The sequence below is a fragment of the Salinisphaera sp. RV14 genome, assembly GCF_052044135.1.
Classification (GTDB): Bacteria; Pseudomonadota; Gammaproteobacteria; order Nevskiales; family Salinisphaeraceae; genus Salinisphaera.
The window spans coordinates 363,716-379,777 of the sequence record NZ_JBQDYF010000001.1 but is presented as its reverse complement, the minus strand read 5'-3'; the positions used below and the strand labels follow the sequence as shown (position 1 = coordinate 379,777).

At 64.1% G+C, this 16,062-nt stretch carries 12 protein-coding genes; 5 read left to right on the top strand and 7 right to left on the bottom strand.

What is annotated here, in order from left to right:
• Positions 1 to 73: 73 nt before the first annotated feature.
• Positions 74 to 865 carry a YrhK family protein gene (locus ACS8Y6_RS01710; protein ID WP_440854868.1) on the top strand — a complete coding sequence of 264 codons (792 nt, stop codon included), beginning with the start codon at positions 74 to 76 and terminating at the stop codon, positions 863 to 865.
• 113 nt (positions 866 to 978) lie between these two features.
• On the opposite strand, the gene yccS is transcribed toward ACS8Y6_RS01710, so the two are convergent.
• Positions 979 to 3,162 (bottom strand): YccS family putative transporter, encoded by a 2,184-nt coding sequence (gene yccS, locus ACS8Y6_RS01705; RefSeq protein ID WP_440854867.1) that lies wholly within the window; start codon positions 3,160 to 3,162, stop codon positions 979 to 981.
• Positions 3,163 to 3,566: 404 nt separating this feature from the next.
• Here yccS and ACS8Y6_RS01700 point away from each other — a divergent pair, with 404 nt between their 5' ends.
• Complete coding sequence (locus tag ACS8Y6_RS01700) at positions 3,567 to 4,295, top strand: sulfite exporter TauE/SafE family protein (protein ID WP_440854866.1); 729 nt, start codon at positions 3,567 to 3,569, stop codon at positions 4,293 to 4,295.
• On the opposite strand, the gene ACS8Y6_RS01695 is transcribed toward ACS8Y6_RS01700, so the two are convergent.
• Entirely contained in the window at positions 4,237 to 6,375 is a 2,139-nt protein-coding gene (locus ACS8Y6_RS01695; protein WP_440854865.1) for a putative bifunctional diguanylate cyclase/phosphodiesterase, read from the bottom strand. The two genes, ACS8Y6_RS01700 and ACS8Y6_RS01695, sit on opposite strands and share 59 nt — an antisense overlap.
• Positions 6,376 to 6,783: 408 nt before the next feature.
• Between ACS8Y6_RS01695 and ACS8Y6_RS01690 the strand changes: the two genes are divergently transcribed.
• Both ACS8Y6_RS01690 and ACS8Y6_RS01685 read left to right on the top strand, forming a co-directional pair.
• Complete coding sequence (locus tag ACS8Y6_RS01690) at positions 6,784 to 7,764, top strand: SAM-dependent methyltransferase (protein WP_440854864.1); 981 nt, start codon at positions 6,784 to 6,786, stop codon at positions 7,762 to 7,764.
• 192 nt (positions 7,765 to 7,956) lie between these two features.
• The gene (locus ACS8Y6_RS01685; RefSeq protein ID WP_440850731.1) at positions 7,957 to 10,098 is read left to right on the top strand and encodes a carboxy terminal-processing peptidase; all 2,142 of its coding nucleotides are present in this window, start codon (positions 7,957 to 7,959) and stop codon (positions 10,096 to 10,098) included.
• 113 nt (positions 10,099 to 10,211) lie between these two features.
• On the opposite strand, the gene ACS8Y6_RS01680 is transcribed toward ACS8Y6_RS01685, so the two are convergent.
• The 3 genes from ACS8Y6_RS01680 to ACS8Y6_RS01670 all read right to left on the bottom strand — a co-directional run bounded on the left by ACS8Y6_RS01680 (position 10,212) and on the right by ACS8Y6_RS01670 (position 13,158).
• Positions 10,212 to 10,634 carry a DUF6789 family protein gene (locus ACS8Y6_RS01680; protein WP_440854863.1) on the bottom strand — a complete coding sequence of 141 codons (423 nt, stop codon included), beginning with the start codon at positions 10,632 to 10,634 and terminating at the stop codon, positions 10,212 to 10,214.
• 508 nt (positions 10,635 to 11,142) lie between these two features.
• Positions 11,143 to 12,516, bottom strand: a complete 1,374-nt coding sequence (locus ACS8Y6_RS01675; protein WP_440850733.1) for a BamA/TamA family outer membrane protein — start codon at positions 12,514 to 12,516, stop codon at positions 11,143 to 11,145.
• A gap of 147 nt (positions 12,517 to 12,663) precedes the next feature.
• Positions 12,664 to 13,158 (bottom strand): cupin domain-containing protein, encoded by a 495-nt coding sequence (locus tag ACS8Y6_RS01670; protein WP_440850734.1) that lies wholly within the window; start codon positions 13,156 to 13,158, stop codon positions 12,664 to 12,666.
• A 197-nt stretch (positions 13,159 to 13,355) separates the two neighbouring features.
• Here ACS8Y6_RS01670 and ACS8Y6_RS01665 point away from each other — a divergent pair, with 197 nt between their 5' ends.
• Positions 13,356 to 13,763, top strand: coding sequence for a hypothetical protein (locus ACS8Y6_RS01665; RefSeq protein ID WP_440854862.1), 408 nt, complete (start codon positions 13,356 to 13,358; stop codon positions 13,761 to 13,763).
• Positions 13,764 to 13,825: 62 nt separating this feature from the next.
• Here the strand turns inward: ACS8Y6_RS01665 and ACS8Y6_RS01660 are convergent, their stop codons facing one another.
• Both ACS8Y6_RS01660 and ACS8Y6_RS01655 read right to left on the bottom strand, forming a co-directional pair.
• Positions 13,826 to 14,491, bottom strand: coding sequence for a DsbA family oxidoreductase (locus ACS8Y6_RS01660; RefSeq protein ID WP_440850736.1), 666 nt, complete (start codon positions 14,489 to 14,491; stop codon positions 13,826 to 13,828).
• A gap of 166 nt (positions 14,492 to 14,657) precedes the next feature.
• Positions 14,658 to 15,893: a cation:proton antiporter gene (locus tag ACS8Y6_RS01655; RefSeq protein ID WP_440850737.1), complete on the bottom strand. Its 1,236-nt coding sequence runs from the start codon at positions 15,891 to 15,893 to the stop codon at positions 14,658 to 14,660.
• Between the last annotated feature and the right edge of the window lie 169 nt (positions 15,894 to 16,062).

Genomic DNA, 16,062 nt, shown 5'->3' with positions numbered 1-16,062 from the left:
GGGCACGCGAATATCACGCACGCGCTGTCCGCGGTAGGCTGGTTCGGCCCCCACCCGACAGGCCGTGCTGTTCATGCCGCATCTGATCACCCATCGCCCGCGCGTCTCCAACCTCGGCTCACTTAACGAGCACAGCACCTCGCACAAGGTCTGGGAGACGATCAACGCCTTCAGCTACAAGCTGGGCGGGCTCGGATTCGTCGCCGGCAGTGTGTTCTTCTTTCCGGCCCTGTCGAAGTATCTGGCGGTGGGCGACTGGCTGTTCTTCGCCGGTTCGCTGCTGTATCTGCTGGTCACCGGTCACGACCTGCTGGAAGTGATCAAATACTGGCGCCGCCACCGGACCAACAGTTTTGCCGATTACATCGAATTCGTCGCCGCCTGGTCGTACGTGCTCGGCTCGGCGTTGTTCGTGGTCGGCAGTCTATGCTTCCTGCCGTCGCTGGGCGCAACCGTGCCCGGAGCGTGGTGTTTCATCGTCGGCTCGGTACTGTTCGTCGTTGGCGGGATGGTCAATATCCTGCAGGTGGTGGAAGCGCCTTCGCTGATCTACATGCAGTTGTTCAACGTGACCGTGGCGATGTTCCTGATCGGCTCGGCGTTGTTCACGGTGGCTTCGATTCCCTATCTCTGGGACCTGTCCGGCCCGATGAAGACCCCGATCACCACCTTCGCCGCCGCCCAGTTCCTGTTCGCGAGCATTCTTTTCTTCGCGGGCGGCATCGTCGTTTACTATCGCAAGCTGGTGCGCGACAAGCTGGAAGCGTTCTGTCATGCCAGCGGTCTCGGCACCATGTTCATCCGCGAGCTGCAGAGCGAGATCCACGACAAAGCCAAACTCGGTCAGACCTATAAGCCCGGTTAGCTGTGCCAACCCACCAACTTTCGTCCGGGCGGACCGCCTCGAAACGATTCGAGCTTTCGCAAGACAATTCGACCGGCAAGCATCATCCGGCGGCGGTACTGTGACCAGGCGCCCTATGGTCGGTCCAGGGCGTCGGGCGTCGGCGCGCGCTGCTCGCCGACCAGCCGGGCGCTGATGCGGCGCAGTTCGGGCAGTTCATCGAGCAGCAACTGAAGTTGCCCGGCCACCAGGCGCACGGTGCCTTGACGTTCCGCGCGCAGGCGGGCGAGTTGATCATAGATACGCGCGGCGGCCCCGCCGTCGAACGGCGCCGGCTCCGAGCGGATCAGCCCGTGGGCCACGTGGTCCAACGCTTCGGCAATGTGGGCGACCGCCTCTTCCAGGATATCGGCATCGGCCGCGGCCAGCCGCTCGCGGTGCGCGCCCAGGGTGGACAGATGCCCGATCAGGGTCTGGGCACAGGCCAGAACGGCCAGCGCTTCACGGCTGTCGGTACGGGCGCCGTGCGGATCCTTGAGCGCGGTGGCCACATGCGTGCTCACCGCCGCGTCGGCGTTGTGCGCGTCGCGCCGGGCGATGCGATAGGCCAGGTCATCGGCGCGGCCCTGCCTATACTGCGCGAACAGCAGCCGCAGATAGGCCGCCTGCGCCGCCAGTGCGTCGGCCAGCCGATGATGCAACTCGCGCTCGCGCCAGTCCGGCAGCACCAGGAGCATGACCACGGCCGCCAGGCCGCCGCCGATCAGGGTGTCGATAAAGCGTGGCCAGATCAGATCGAAACCGTTGCCGATCTGGTTGAACGAGACCAGCACCAGCACGCTGATCGCCGCTGCGGCCGTGAAGTAGTAACGAAAGCGTGCCGCGAAGAAGACCACGCCCGAGGCCACGATCAGCAGCAACTGGACCGGCGGCGCCGGAAACAGGCGCATCAGCGCCCAGCCGATCACGAGGCCCACAACCGTACCGCCCACGCGCTGGAGAAAACGCGTGCGCGTGGCGCCATAGTCCGGCTGGCATACCAGCATGGTGGTGAGCAGGATCCAGTAGCCCTGGGTCGGATGTACCGCCAGCAGCACGAGATAACCCGCCCACATCGCCAACGACAGGCGCAGGGCATGCCGGAAGCGCGCCGAGGCCGGGGTGAGTTGAACGCGAATACGCTGCCAAATCTCCAGCGACGATTGCGGCAAAGGATTCTGCAGCATCGTATCGCCCGGTTCGGCGTCTGCGTCGCCGGCCCCGGTCACGCGCTCGGCCAACCCCCGGAGGTTGTCGGCGACGTCGTCGACCGCGTACAACAAGTCCGCCCCGGGCGCTGCCGTGAGCCTGCGACGGTAGGCGATGGCCGTGTCGAGATCGGCCACGGCGGTGTCGACTCGGCCATCATCCAGGAACGGCTCGTCATAGCGCAGCGCCTCGGCGCGGGCGCCGCAGGCCGCCCCGGTAATGCGCAGCAGGCGCTGGCAGCGGAACAACAAATCGCTGTGGTAGAACGCCTCGGTCAGCGTCTTGTACGGGTAATGGGCGGAACTGGCGCGTTCGTGGATATCCTGGGCAGCCAGATACAGGCGCAGGTTCTCGCTCATGGCCGAGCGCGAACGACGCCCGGCCAGGCGATCCATCAGGGCGAGGCGGGTATCGTTGAGCGCGCTGACGACGCGCGCGTTGGCATGGGCCAGATCGCTGCGGCGCGCGGCCACGTCCAGATCGCGCACCGGCTCGAACAGCCAGGATTTGCAGCGCAGATAGTCATCGAGCGCGGCATACAGCCGTGCCAGCGACTGGCGCACCGGCCGATGCACGAACACGGCGTTCCAGGCCAGCGCCAGCACGCCGTACCAGCCCGCGCCCACCACCAGCAGCAACGGCTCCACCCAGAACGCCCGCGGCGTGCCGGTATGCTGGGTGACGCCGATCATGGTGTAAACCGACAGCAACAAGGTGGCGTTGCCGATGGTCGCGAACCGGCCACTGGCCGCCCCCAGCATGATCAGCACGAACGTGCCCGCCGGCAACGCGAGCGCAAACGCCCAGGGTATGTCGAGCAACGCCTCGACCGCGAGCGCGGCCACCGAAAAACAGATCAGCGTGAGCAGCAGGGCCCGGGCGCGCCGGCGCCAGCTGTCGTCGGTCTCGGCAATGGCGCTGGCGATCACACCGAGCATCAGCGGAATCAGCGCGTGGGCATCCTCGCGCAGACCGGAATACAGGATGACGCCGGACAGCGCGACCAGCACCCGGATGGCATCGGCGAAACGATCGAACGCCGTGACGCGTTGCAGACGAAACCAGCGCAATGACATTCGTAACCGTCGACCCATGAAGGCGAGTGTAGCGCGGGCGCCAGCGGGCTTCGCGCAATGGCGGCGGATCAAGCCGGGCGCCGGATGATCGGCTACACTACGCGGCGCATTATACTTTAGTCTAGGGCCTGTTGCCGTTTCGTACACGTGCCGCGTTGGAGACCGCAAATCCGTCGAGACAAGGCGCGCGTCGCCGGTCGTGGCGAGCCACGATCAAGACGCGCAACGCCGTATCGGGGGATTTGCGGCCCAACCCTTCGGGACAAGCGCTGTTTTGCGGCAATCCAGCGTTGTAGCTCTCTCACGTAGAATGACTACGCCACGTTCGCTACGCCTCGTCTTGCCGCAAAACAGCGCTTGGCGCGGACGTGCACGAAACGGCAACAGGCCCTAATATCTTGCAGGTTCTTCTGTTCAACCTGGCCGCCCTGGTGGGCGCCGCCTCCCAGGGCCTGACCGGTTTCGGCAGCGGCACCCTGATGGTCAGCAGCCTGGTGCTGCTCTATCCGTTTCGCGATGTCGTGCCGGTGGTCGCCGTCGTCGCGCTGGGCACCAATCTGTTGATGATGGTACTGGCCCGGCGCGAGTTCGACTGGCGGCGTGGCCCGATCGCCGCGCTGTCGCTTTCGACCGGCGTGCTCGGCGGCGCGCAGCTGCTGGCCATACTGCCGGTGGACGTGCTGCAACGCACGCTCGGCGCGGTCATCCTGTGTTATGTGGCGTTGAATCTGTTCCGGACACCGGCGCCCGAACGCATGCCACAGCTGGGCTGGGCCGATACGTCGGGACTGGCCGGTTCGTCGGTGTTCTCCGGCGTGATCGTCGGCGCGGTCGGCGTTGCGCCCATTCCGCTGTTGATCTACGTGAACATGCGTTACCCGAAGCGTTATTCACGCTCGATTCTCACCATGGCATTTCTGTTGAGTTCGGCCGTGCAGGCCACGATCTACACGCATCTCGGCCTGCTCATGCTGCACTCTTGGTGGCTGGCCGCGGCCAGTCTGCCGGCCGTGCTGATTGGATTGATCGCCGGCCACAAGCTCCACTACCGGGTCGACCAGAGAACATTCAGCCGTATTCTGGCACTCGTTCTGGCGCTGCCGGCTCTGCGCCTGGTAATTGGCTGATGTCGCGCGCCCCGGCCAGCAGCCGGGCGAAATCCGCGGCCGGTACCGCGCCACTGAACAGATAACCCTGCATTTCGTCGCACCCCAGCTCGATCACGTAGCGCAGTTGTTCGGCGGTCTCCACGCCTTCGGCCACTACGTCGAGCCCGAGATTGTGCGCGAGCGTGACGATCGAACTCACGATGGCTGCCTGTTGCGGCATCGACGCCCCGAGCTCGCGGATGAACGATCGATCGATCTTGAGTTGCTGGATCGGCAGTTTCTCCAGATAGGACAGGCTGGAGTGACCGGTGCCGAAGTCGTCCAGCGCCACATCCAGCCCCATCCGGGAAAAGCACTTGAGCGTGTCGATCGCTTCCAGCATGCCCTTGATTGCCACCGACTCGGTGATCTCGAACATCAGCGAACGCGCTTCGAGGTCATAGCGATCGAGATGACGGCGCACCAAGCCCGGCAGTCGCGGATCGCCGACCCGGGCCGCCGACAGATTGACCGAGATCCGCGGCACAACGAGCCCGGCGTCACGCCATGCCCGAATCTGAGCGCAGACGGAACCGAGTACGATCCGCTCCAGCTGGTCGATCTGGCCCGAGCGCTCGGCCAGCGGAATGAAGCGATCCGGCATGATCACGCCCCGCTCGGCGTGGTGCCAGCGCACCAGCGCCTCGGCGCCGCACAACGTGCCATCAGCCGGGCGATACTTGGGCTGGTAATAGACGACGATCGCGCCGGCTTCGAGCGCCTCGCCCAGCGCCCGCTGGAGTTGAAATTCATCCTCCGCGAGATGCGCCATCTCCGGGCGAAAGCCGACGCAGTTGTTCTTGCCGTTGTGCTTGGCGTGATACATCGCGCGATCGGCCGCGGTGATCAGCGCCTCCGGTTTATTGCCATGATCGGGGAAACGCGACCAACCGATGCTGGCCGACAGGCCGGGTATGGTGTCGCCGGCCTGGCGAATGGCCGTCAGCAGACGATGCGCCAGCCTGTCGATATCGGCCGTACCGTCGGCACCGGCCGCCAACACCACGAACTCGTCACCCCCCATCCGCGCGACCGTATCGTTGTCGTGCATGGTGTCGCGCATGGCGTTCGCGACCCGCTCCAGGACCTCGTCACCGGCGCGATGCCCGAGGTGATCATTGAGCAGCTTGAAGCCGTCGAGATCGACATAGAACACGGCGAAGCTGCCGCCGCGGCGGCCGGCGTATTCGATCTCGCGATCGAGTCGCTCGTGCAGCAGTCTGCGATTGGCGAGATTGGTGAGGGCATCATGGTGGCTGTTGTGGCGCAGTTGCTCGTTGGCCGTCTGCAATGAAGCAATCAAGTCCGCCGTTTGCGTTTCCAGCCGCCGGTCGAGCGCCGAGGCCAAAAGGGTGGCCGCCAGCAACACCACCGACAACGAACCGATCAACAACGCCAGCCAGGTCTTGTCGACACCACCGGCCACGAGACTCTGACTTGCCAGCGGGAACTGGGCAGCCGCCATGCCGGAATAGTGCATGCCGGCGATGGCAACCCCCAGAAAAACCGCGGCCGCGCTCTTCTTGGTCGTACGCAAACGCTGGCGCGCCTGCCGCAGGGCGAACGACAGTCCCAGTGCGGCCGCCGACCCTGTCAGCGCAACCAGCACCGACAGCACCACCCAGACCGGGTCGTAGACGATGCCGGGCTTGATCTCCATCGCGTACATGCCGGTGTAGTGCATGCTCACGATACCGAGTGCCATGAAAGCCGATCCGCCCAGCCAGGCGCCCCGATCCAGGCGCGCCCGGCAAGCCAGCCGAAGCGCCGCGGCCGAGGCTGCGACCGCCATGAGCCAGGACAACGCAGTCGGCACCACTGCGTAGCTCATATGAATGGGCAGCCGCAACGCGAGCATGCCAATGAAATGCATGGCCCATATCCCGGACCCCAGGACGACCGCGCCCGCGGCCAGCCAGATCCACGAGTAGCGCCGCTGGGCAGCGTGGACGCGATCGGTAAGATCGAGCGCGGCATAACCGGCCAGAATCGCAACCGCGATCGACAACAGCACGAGCCCGGGCCGATAGTGTGACGTCAGAAAATCGGCGGCTTCCATAAAACGACAACTCCCGTATTGACCCGATAGACGGCCGAAGGGCGCGAACCGTTCACGACGACGGCGCATGTCCCATGCGCGCGTTTCGCGGGGCGTTGTCGTTAACGGCGGGCGCGCCGGATACTACGCATCGACCCGGCGTCGCGATGCCCGCGCTACCGTTACATGACCCTCCGGCGCGGCGGACGCATTAAATTTTATACAAAAAGATGGCCGGCGACCGACCCTTCGCGTCGTGCAGCCCAGGCGAGGGCCTGGGCACGCCATTCGGCGTTGCCCGGCCCGGCCGTGGCACGGCGACGCTCTGGCTGACACACCTTCGGACCGCGACGCGGCGTCGCATGACACCGCCGCAGGCCCTAAACTGACGTCTTCGCAAGCACTTCATTCCGCAACCATCGCCTGCCGATGCCAAGCGACTTCCCTGCCGCGCTGCCGATCGCTTACAACGTCGTGCATCTCGCCGCCGACGGCCACCGCCAGGCGCTGATCGACGAACTGGTCCATCGCGGCGATCGTATTGTTGACGCGATCGATTCGCTGATCTTTGTCCACGGTACCTCCGGCCCGGCGGCCTGGGCCCGCAACAGCTGGCTGGCCCCGGCCGAGTACCGCGTGGCTTCGATCGGCGAAGCCGCGCGCCTGCTGGCCTCAGTACAGCGCAACTGGCACCTGCACTCGATCTCGCATCATCGCCGCGCGCGGCTGATCGCCGACAAACTGGCGCCGATCCGCTTCCGGCCCCTCGGCTTTCCGGCGCCCGTGCCGTCCGCTCCGCTGGGCGTATTCGGCCTGCTCGACCGGGATCGGTTGCTGGCGTCGCCGCTCTGCTCCAGCGCCTTTGCGGACGGCCGGCCGGTTTTCGCCGAGGATCGTGAAGGCCCGCCCAACCGGGCCTATCTCAAGCTCTGGGAGGCTTTGACCCTGGCCCGAACGCAGCCGGGCCCGGGCGATGTCTGTCTCGACCTGGGGGCGTCGCCGGGCGGCTGGACCTGGGTACTGAACCAGCTCGGCGCCGACGTCGTCGCCGTCGATCGCGCCCCGCTGGTGCCAGAGCTCGCGGCCGCGCCACGCGTGACCACGCACCGCGGCGATGCATTCGGCCTGACGGTCGCAGACCTGGATCGGCGCCCCGACTGGATCCTGTCGGACCTGATCGCCTATCCTGCTCGGATTCTTGCGCTGGCGCGCTACTGGTGCCGCGCCTGCCCACAGGCTGGAATCGTCATTACCGTAAAGTGCCAGGGCGTGGTCGACCCAGCCGAAATCGACCATTTTCTCGATATAGACAACGCCCGACTGCGTCATCTGAGCGCCAACAAGCACGAGCTGACATTCTTCCGCCTGCCCGATGCCGGCCCGCCCGAAGGCGCCTCGCGCCGCCCTTGATGCGGCGACGCGCGGGCCCCGCGGCACCCCACCCCGTAGGAGTGCGTATTCCTGCATACGGTATCGTTCATGTATCGTTGCCCTCGTGCCGACAATTTCGACGATTCTCGGCGGCGCCGATACACCGTATCCGGCCCTCCACGACTCCGATGCCGTGTTCCCGCGGTCAACTCGATAGGACACGTGATTTTCATGCGCTATCTAGCCCTGTCTCTTGTGCTTCTGGCGATGCTCTTCGCCCAGACCGGCTGTGCCGCTTCGGAAAACCAGCCGACGCCGGTCCCCGATGCCGGGGCGGGCTTGGCCCAGGGCTATACCCCACTGACGCCCGACAACGACCAGAGCAAGATCGATCAGGAAGTCGTGCGCGAGCTGCAGGACAACCACTACAACAAGATCAAGCTCGATAACGCCTTTTCCGAGAAATTCTTCAAGGCCTATCTGGATGACCTGGACGGCACCCACAGCGTGTTTCTCGCTTCCGACGTGCAACGCCTGAAGAAGAAATACGGCGACGAGCTCGACAATCAGCTCAAAAGCGGCAAGCTGACCGCCGCCTACGCCATCTTCAACACCTACCAGAAGCGCCGCATCCAGATCGATCAGTGGGCATTGCACCGTATCGATCGGGGCCTGAATTCGTTCAATCTCGATGATCAGGAATCCTTGAAGGTGGATCGCGAAAACGCGCCATGGCCGGCCGATGCCGCGGCCCGCCAGAAGCTCTGGACCAAACAACTGGAAAACCAGGTCATCGACCTGCGGCTCAACGACGTCAAGCCGGCCGAGATCAAGAAGCGTCTGACGCAGCGCTACACCAACGAACTCAAGCAGCTGCGCCAGGCCGAGCCGACCGATGTGTTCTCGGTCTACATGGATGCGTACACCCACTGCTACGATCCGCACACGGATTATTTCTCGCCGCGTCGCTCCGAGGATTTCAACATCGACATGAACCTGCAGCTGCAGGGCATCGGCGCGGAATTGCGCTCGAAGAACGGGTACGCGGAACTGGTGCGCCTGATTCCGGGCGGCCCGGCGGCCAAATCCGGCAAGCTCAAGCCCACCGATCGCATCATTGCCGTGGGCCAGGGCAAGCAGGGCGACTTCACCGACGTGATCGGCATGCGACTCGACGAGACCGTGCAGCTGATCCGCGGCAAGGCCGGCTCCACTGTGCGCTTGCAGGTCTCGCCGCCGGACAACAGCCAGACCAAGACCGTCACGCTCACCCGCGCCAAGATCAAGCTCAAGGACCAGGCCGCCAGCTCGCGCGTGATGCACGTCAAGCACGACGGCACCGAGCACAAGATCGGTATCGTCACCCTGCCGTCGTTTTACAACGGCACCGCGGACGACGTGAAGAAGCAACTGATCAAGCTGAAGAAGGATAATGTCCAGGGCGTGATTCTCGACCTGCGCAACAACGGCGGCGGCGCGCTCGGCGAAGCCATGAAGCTGATCGGCCTGTTCATGAATTCCGCGCCCGGCGTGCAGATCCAGGACGCCAACGGCAATATTCAGGTCCTGGGCGATCGCAACAACGGACCGGTCTATTCCGGGCCGCTGGCCGTGATGACCAACCGCCTGTCCGCCTCGGCCTCTGAAATCGTCGCCGGTGCGCTGCAGGACTACGGTCGCGCCCTGATCCTGGGCAGCCAGACCTTTGGCAAGGGCACGGTCCAGACGCTGCTGCCCCTGTCCTCCGGCCAGCTCAAGCTGACCGAGGCCAAGTTCTATCGCGTCTCTGGCAAGAGCACACAGGACCGCGGCGTGACCCCGGATATCACCTATCCCTCGGCGATCGATCCCAACAAGATCGGCGAATCCGCGCTGCCCAACGCACTGCCCTACGACACGATTCCGCCGACCGCCTATCCGTCCTCGGACGCGATCCAGAAAATGCTGCCGACGCTCAAGAAGGATCACCAGCAACGCGTGGCGCACGATCCGGACTTTCAGTATCTGGTCAAGCGGATCCATCTGGCGCGCAAGGAAAGCGACCAGAAAACCGTATCGCTGGATATCCACAAGCGTCGCCAGGAACAGCAGCAGTTGGAACACAAACTGCTGGCGCTGGCCAATACCCATCGCAAGGCGACCGGCAAGCCGCCGTACAAGAACTACAAGGCGCTCGAAGACGCCCAGGACGACGGCGCCTCGAGCGAGAACGGCAAGGACAACGCCAACAAGCCCGATGACACCCTGCCGACCCCCACCCCGGGCGACACCGGCAGCAAGGGTTTCGATGCTTACGAAACGGAAAGCGCCAACATTCTGCTCGACATGATCCACATTCGCGCCCAGCCGCAGACCGCCAGGAAAGCGGCCTGAGGCCGGGAGCCCGGCAACCGGACTCCCGGTAAACGCGGGTGGCAACAGCCCGCATGCCGCGGCCCGGACCGATAATCAGACTTGCGGCCGGCTTCATGCCGGCCGCTCTCTTGTCAGCCCCGGGCGGTCAACGTGGCATAAGCAGACCCGAGCACGGCCCCGTAGATCAGGTGCAAAACCAGCGTGAGCCCGGCCACGGGCCAACCGATCGCCAGCCCGAAGAATCCATAGCCGGCGACCGGTAGAAACAGCAGCATCATCGCCAACCAGGCCATCAGGCCAAACACGACGCCGCGCACCCATCCCTGCCCGCCGGGCAGGCGCGAATACAACACGGCGAAGAGCACGCCCCATAGGATCGAACCGATCGCGAAATGCCCGACCCAGCCCATGACCAGCGGGCCGCCGGTCAGCCGATGAATACCCTCGATCGCGTTAAACGCCGACAGCCAGTGCGAAAACGCCTTGACGATCATCAGGATGGAAAGCACCACCGTGGCGATGAAGCCGGCCACAATGCCCTTGAATGGGTTCATGGGTCTCTCTCTCGCGGTTGCAAAGTGCCCAGCCTACCGCACCGACTTCGGCGACCGGCTTATGACAACCCCGGCGCTCAAGCGCCGCAGGGTTGCCTTGAATCATGGTCAGCCCGAGACGCACCCCCGCCGACCGGGCGGCCGCGGTGACAGACCTTTCAACCGGTCCGACACAACCGTGCCAGCTGAAAAAAACGATCCGGCGTCTCAGGCTGCGGCGACTCGCTGCCATGGCCACGCTGTTGGTATACCCGCGCAACGGGGTTTTGAACACAACCCAATACACGTGACCGGAGACGCGTGTCCCGCCACGTCAGTTCGCACCATGAATTTCGAGCAACTTGTAGGCCGGTCAATACGCGGCGACGGCCGTGCGCAATGTAAGGTTACTTGCGAGACAGGACACTGATATGGATTGCATCGCAAATATCTGTGCCAAAAAGACTTTTTTGGCGCTGGTTTGGGCCGACCCCAAGGGCATCATGGATTGCGATGCAATCCATATGGTCTAGAAAGCATTGCCGAACGACAGATAAATGAGCGCATTACTCTCGCCGGAGAAACCAACATCGAGTCGGGTCGACAGTGCCTCGCTAAGCGCGGCGCGCAGGCCGACACCATAGCTAAGCTGGATATCGTTGCTCAGCCCCGGCGCCACTTGGGGTGTATCCGCCAATAGGTCGCCGGGAAGCCGCGAACGGTCGAGAAAGACTCGCCCGGCGCTACCGAATACGGTGCCGTCCAGCCGAACGCGCCACAGATGCCGGAAGTCGAAATCGGCCAGTAGTTGCTGGTAGCCGATGCGCGCGAAAATCCGGCTCTGGCCCAGAAAGCGATCCGGCTCGAAACCTTCCAGACTATCGAAACCGCCCAGCGAGGAGAATTCATAAAACGGCAGATTGTTGCCGCTGCCGGTGACATATTGACCATCGACACGGAAGCCGAGCAGGCGCTTGGACGAACCGAGCGGGTGCACATAGCTGGCGTCGCCGGTAAAGCGGGCATAGTTGAAATCGTTACCCAGTTCCGGGCCCACGTGGGTAACTTTTCCGATCACGTTCCAACCCTGCTCCGGCCGTGTGAGATCGCGCTGGGTGTTGTAGATGATCGACAACGACAACGGGTTGTTATAGCCGCCCTTGATGCCGGGCAGATCGCCGAACTCACGGGTGGTCGACTGTTTTCCGTTCTGGGGGTCGCCGGGTCCGATGGTGATTCGGTTGTAGCCGATGGTGCCGGCCACGACCCAGTGCGGCGCCAGGCGCCGGCCGAGCGTGAACATCAGCGACGTGCCATGGTATTCATGCTGGCTGATCGCATGGTCTCCGACGCTGTTGTTGCCCAGCCCGTAGAAGTTGGTGGTCGGCTGCAATTCGTAATGAAACCGCACCAGCCCGATGAAACTGCTGCCGAACACATGGGGGACCCCCCATATGCCATCCACGGCGGTCTCGCCTCCGGTCGATTGCGTGGCGCCGATATCGAGATTCATGTGCGAATCGCCGAAATTGATATCGCTGAACTTGCCGCCAACGATGAACCCGACTTCGGGGGCATAACCCAGCTGCGGCAGCAGGGCCACGTTGTGCGACGACTCCAGTTCCTTGGGCGCCTCCGGCTGCGCCGACACGGCACGATCGGACTCACCGGCCGTCGCGGCATTATGCTCGGCCAACGCGCGCCGCTCATTGTCGATAACAATGAACTGGCCCACGCTCCGATCCAGGCTCAGATCGCCGGTGGCATGGGCCGGAACGACGAGCGCCCATGGCAGCCCCAGAGCGAGCGCACACAGCGCGAAACCACGCGGCACGATGCCGCCGAGCGAATACAGTCGCCCGGGGCGCACCGCTGAACCCGCAACAGCGCAAAGCTTGTTCATCAAAGAATATCCTTAATTCCACGGTCCGCCGCTCGGCCCCGCGTGATGCCGAGCGTCATGGCGTAACCCGAGCGTTACGTTACCGTAACCTCGGCAACTGCCGGTATCGGGGTCGTCACGGACTTGCTTTACCCGAACACGTCCGGGTCACGTCAGCCACTGAACCAGCGCCCTATGCTGCGGCCAGACAGCACTCAAACCCGTTCGATCGGCCCATTCGAAATCCTCGAAATCGAAACCGGGCGCCACCGTGTTGCCAACGAGGGCGAAACCCGTGTCACCCTGCATTGCCGCCCCGAACCATACGCCTCGAGGCACGACGAGCTGGGGCACCTGGCCGGCCATCAGGTCCTGGCCCAGCACCTGATCGATACGCTCGCCCTCTGGCGTGAGCATGTGCACCACCAACGGATTCCCGACATAGAAGTGCCAAACCTCGTCGGATTTCAGGCGATGCAGGCGGGAAACCTCCGCATGACGCAACAGAAAATAGATCGCGGTGGAGGCCGCGCGCGGCCCATCGTAGCGATCGGGCAAATCGTCGCTGGATAGCGTATCGACCGCCCGATAAGTCTGGCGATAATAGCCGCCCTCGGGATGGGGCTGGAGATGCAGCATTTCGATCAGGTGGTCGGCGGTCATCACGCCTCCGCAGGCGAAAACAAGGACACCGCCCATCGATACCACAGACCGCGGCGATGCGCCGGAAACGAAAACATGCGGGCCGGGTGAATGGAAGCCGCCGGCGCGACGATCCTGGCGGCATTCAAATCCGATTCATGCATTTTGGCGTAACCATAGATCTCCTTCCGAGTGCGCTTTTTTGCGCGGCGACTGCCATGAAATATTTGATTGTTGCGTTGGCCCTGGCCCTGACCGGCGCCGGCTGCGCCCCCGAGTCGCTCGATGGCAGCGTGGGATATGGCCGGATCTACCATAGCTATGGCTATGGATACGGCTACCCCGGCTATGTGACCTACCCGATCTACGGATATGGCGACCGCGACCGGGTTGACCGCCACGCCGGGGATCGCGAATACGGCCATTGGTCCAGCGACCGCGATCGGTGGCGCGATCACGGTGAGATCCCGCACCATCGCGCCTGGCCCGGGCCCGGGTATGGGTATGGACCGGCCGATCATGAACACGATGATGGCGAGTGGCGCCACGACGCGGCGCCCTCAATGCGCGAACATCGCTGGCATGACCTCGACCGCCAGCGCGGCGATTCGCGAGCGTCGCCGTAAGGGCCGAGCTACCGCAAGGCAAGGCGCAACGAGCGCGACAAGACCCCGCTGACCGGCGGCGGTTACGCGGGCGAGCCCGCCTCGTCGGTGAGTTCGGCGGCGATCTGGCGCAGGGCGTCGGCCAGCACCTCCGGTGGCTGGGCTCCGGAAATGAGATAGCGCTCGGCCACGACGAACGAGGGCACGGCCGTCACACCCAGCTGCTGATAGTAATCGATCTCGGCACGAACGGCGTCGGCGTGGCGTTCGCCGGCCAGAATTTCGTCGATATGGCTGGCGTCCATGCCGAGCGCCATGCCGATCTCGCGCAGCAGCGCCGGATCGGTGGGATCGGCGGCTTCGCGAAAATAAACGTCGAACAACTGCTCGTTGAAAGCCTGGTCGACGCCGGCCTCACGGGCCTCGTGCAGAACACGGTGCACGTCGAACGTGTTCCAGGATCGGCGCTCGGCCGCACGCTTGAAGTCCAACCCGGACTCGGCCGCGGCCGCAATGATCTGCTGCTGCGACTCACGGACTTCGTCCGGCGTCTTGCCGTACTTGGCCGCCAGATGCGCGACCATGTCGCGGCCCTCGGGGCCGATATCGGGATTGAGCACGAACGGATGCCAGTGCAGCCGGCACTCGATGTCGTCCAGACGGTCGGTGGCCTGCTGCAGGCGCGCCAGGCCGATGGCACACCAGGGGCAGACAATGTCGGAGACGAGATCGATATCCAGCGTAATCATGTAGAGCTCCGGCTTGGAATTCGGGCGCCGGCCGGCGCGCCGGCAAACGCCCGCGCGGGCGGCAAAACGCCTGTCCCGCGATGATCGGCCCGTCCGCGCGATGAATCAATGGCCGTGTCGTAGCGCGCGCCGCGAGCCTGGCCGCGCCGCGTGTACGCCCGTCGGCTCATTCCTCGAGCAGATCGAGCTTGGCGGCCCACCACCGCGTGGTCGTGGCCTGGGCGAGAATGGTCACCAGCACCGCCACGAACACCACCGAGGCGATCAGGTGAGCATGGGGGGCGTTCTCACCCAACAGAATACCGGCCAGCGCACTCGGGATGACGCCGGTCTCGCGCACCCAGCTCATGAACAGCAATTCCTTGAACGTCCACTTGGCCCGTCGGTCGGGCAGCGTACACAGGAATACGTTGAGCGGGCGTGCCACGAACATGAACACGGCCACCACGATCAGCGCGCCCAGCCAGTGCTCGGCCAGCAGGCTGAATTTCACCTGGCTGCCCAGCAGAATGAAAATGAACATGCGCATGATCAGCGCGGTGGTGCCCACGAAGTCGTGCAGGCTGCGCTGTTCCTCGGCGCCGATGCGATAGCCGAAAAGCGAGCGGTTGCCGATCACCACGCCGGCGACAAAAGCCGCCATGAAACCACTGGCCTGCAGGTCCACCGCGCCCAGATAGGCGCCGATGACGGCCATCAGCGTGACCAGCGGCATGTACTCGCGCAGGAACGAATACTTCTCGTGCGCGATCACGAACAGCGCGACGAAACCCAGCAGGACACCGGCGATGATGCCGATCACCGACTGCTCGAGCAGATCCAGCAGCGCATGACCGTACGACAGGTGGCCCGAGCCGGCCAGCACCGACATCAGCGTGACCACGATGATCGAGCCGGTCGCGTCGTTGAACGCCGACTCGCTGATCACGGTCTGGGCCACGCGTCGGCGGATCGAGACCTGCTTGAACACGGGCATGAGCGTGGCCGGGTCGGTCGGCGCGATGGTCGCGCCCAGCAGCAACGCGACCATGAACGGAATACCGAACAGATACTGCGCCACCGGCGCCACCACCAGCGCGGTAATCAGCACACCGACGGTTACCAGCAAGAACAAGGATATCCAGACATCCTTGACTACGCCGAGATGCGTTTCCGCCCCGCCATCGAACAGAATGTAGGAAGCACCGAAAATCAGGATGATCTGGTTGAGCGCACTGCCCGTGGGCACATCGACGACACCGGAGATCTCCGGACCGAGCAGGATGCCGACCAGCAGGAACAAGGCGATGTCGGGCACCTTGATCTTCTGCGCAAAGAAACCGATCAACGAGCCGCAAGACAGCACGACGCCGAAGATCAGCAGGACGTGCTGGGCGGTCTCGATCGCTGGATTGGATTCCATAATCCCCCTACTGGAAAAAGACGGCGAATCCGCGCTTGGATCGCCATGTGCAACATGGTCGGCGGGTAACGCCATACGTGAACGGCTGCGGGCCCGACGTGCCGGCAATCATCGCCGATGCGATCGTGCTTTTCCAATACGCCCCAATCCGGCCCGGGCGCTCGGTGCG

Excerpts from the sequence above, each read along its gene's own strand:
- ACS8Y6_RS01695 (WP_440854865.1), bottom strand. The coding sequence starts at position 6,375 with ATGGAAGCCGCCGATTTTCTGACGTCACACTATCGGCCCGGGCTCGTG.
- ACS8Y6_RS01710 (WP_440854868.1), top strand. The coding sequence starts at position 74 with ATGCCGCATCTGATCACCCATCGCCCGCGCGTCTCCAACCTCGGCTCA.
- ACS8Y6_RS01685 (WP_440850731.1), top strand. The coding sequence starts at position 7,957 with ATGCGCTATCTAGCCCTGTCTCTTGTGCTTCTGGCGATGCTCTTCGCC.
- ACS8Y6_RS01690 (WP_440854864.1), top strand. The coding sequence starts at position 6,784 with ATGCCAAGCGACTTCCCTGCCGCGCTGCCGATCGCTTACAACGTCGTG.
- ACS8Y6_RS01670 (WP_440850734.1), bottom strand. The coding sequence starts at position 13,158 with ATGACCGCCGACCACCTGATCGAAATGCTGCATCTCCAGCCCCATCCC.
- ACS8Y6_RS01680 (WP_440854863.1), bottom strand. The coding sequence starts at position 10,634 with ATGAACCCATTCAAGGGCATTGTGGCCGGCTTCATCGCCACGGTGGTG.
- ACS8Y6_RS01660 (WP_440850736.1), bottom strand. The coding sequence starts at position 14,491 with ATGATTACGCTGGATATCGATCTCGTCTCCGACATTGTCTGCCCCTGG.
- ACS8Y6_RS01665 (WP_440854862.1), top strand. The coding sequence starts at position 13,356 with ATGAAATATTTGATTGTTGCGTTGGCCCTGGCCCTGACCGGCGCCGGC.
- ACS8Y6_RS01655 (WP_440850737.1), bottom strand. The coding sequence starts at position 15,893 with ATGGAATCCAATCCAGCGATCGAGACCGCCCAGCACGTCCTGCTGATC.
- ACS8Y6_RS01675 (WP_440850733.1), bottom strand. The coding sequence starts at position 12,516 with ATGAACAAGCTTTGCGCTGTTGCGGGTTCAGCGGTGCGCCCCGGGCGA.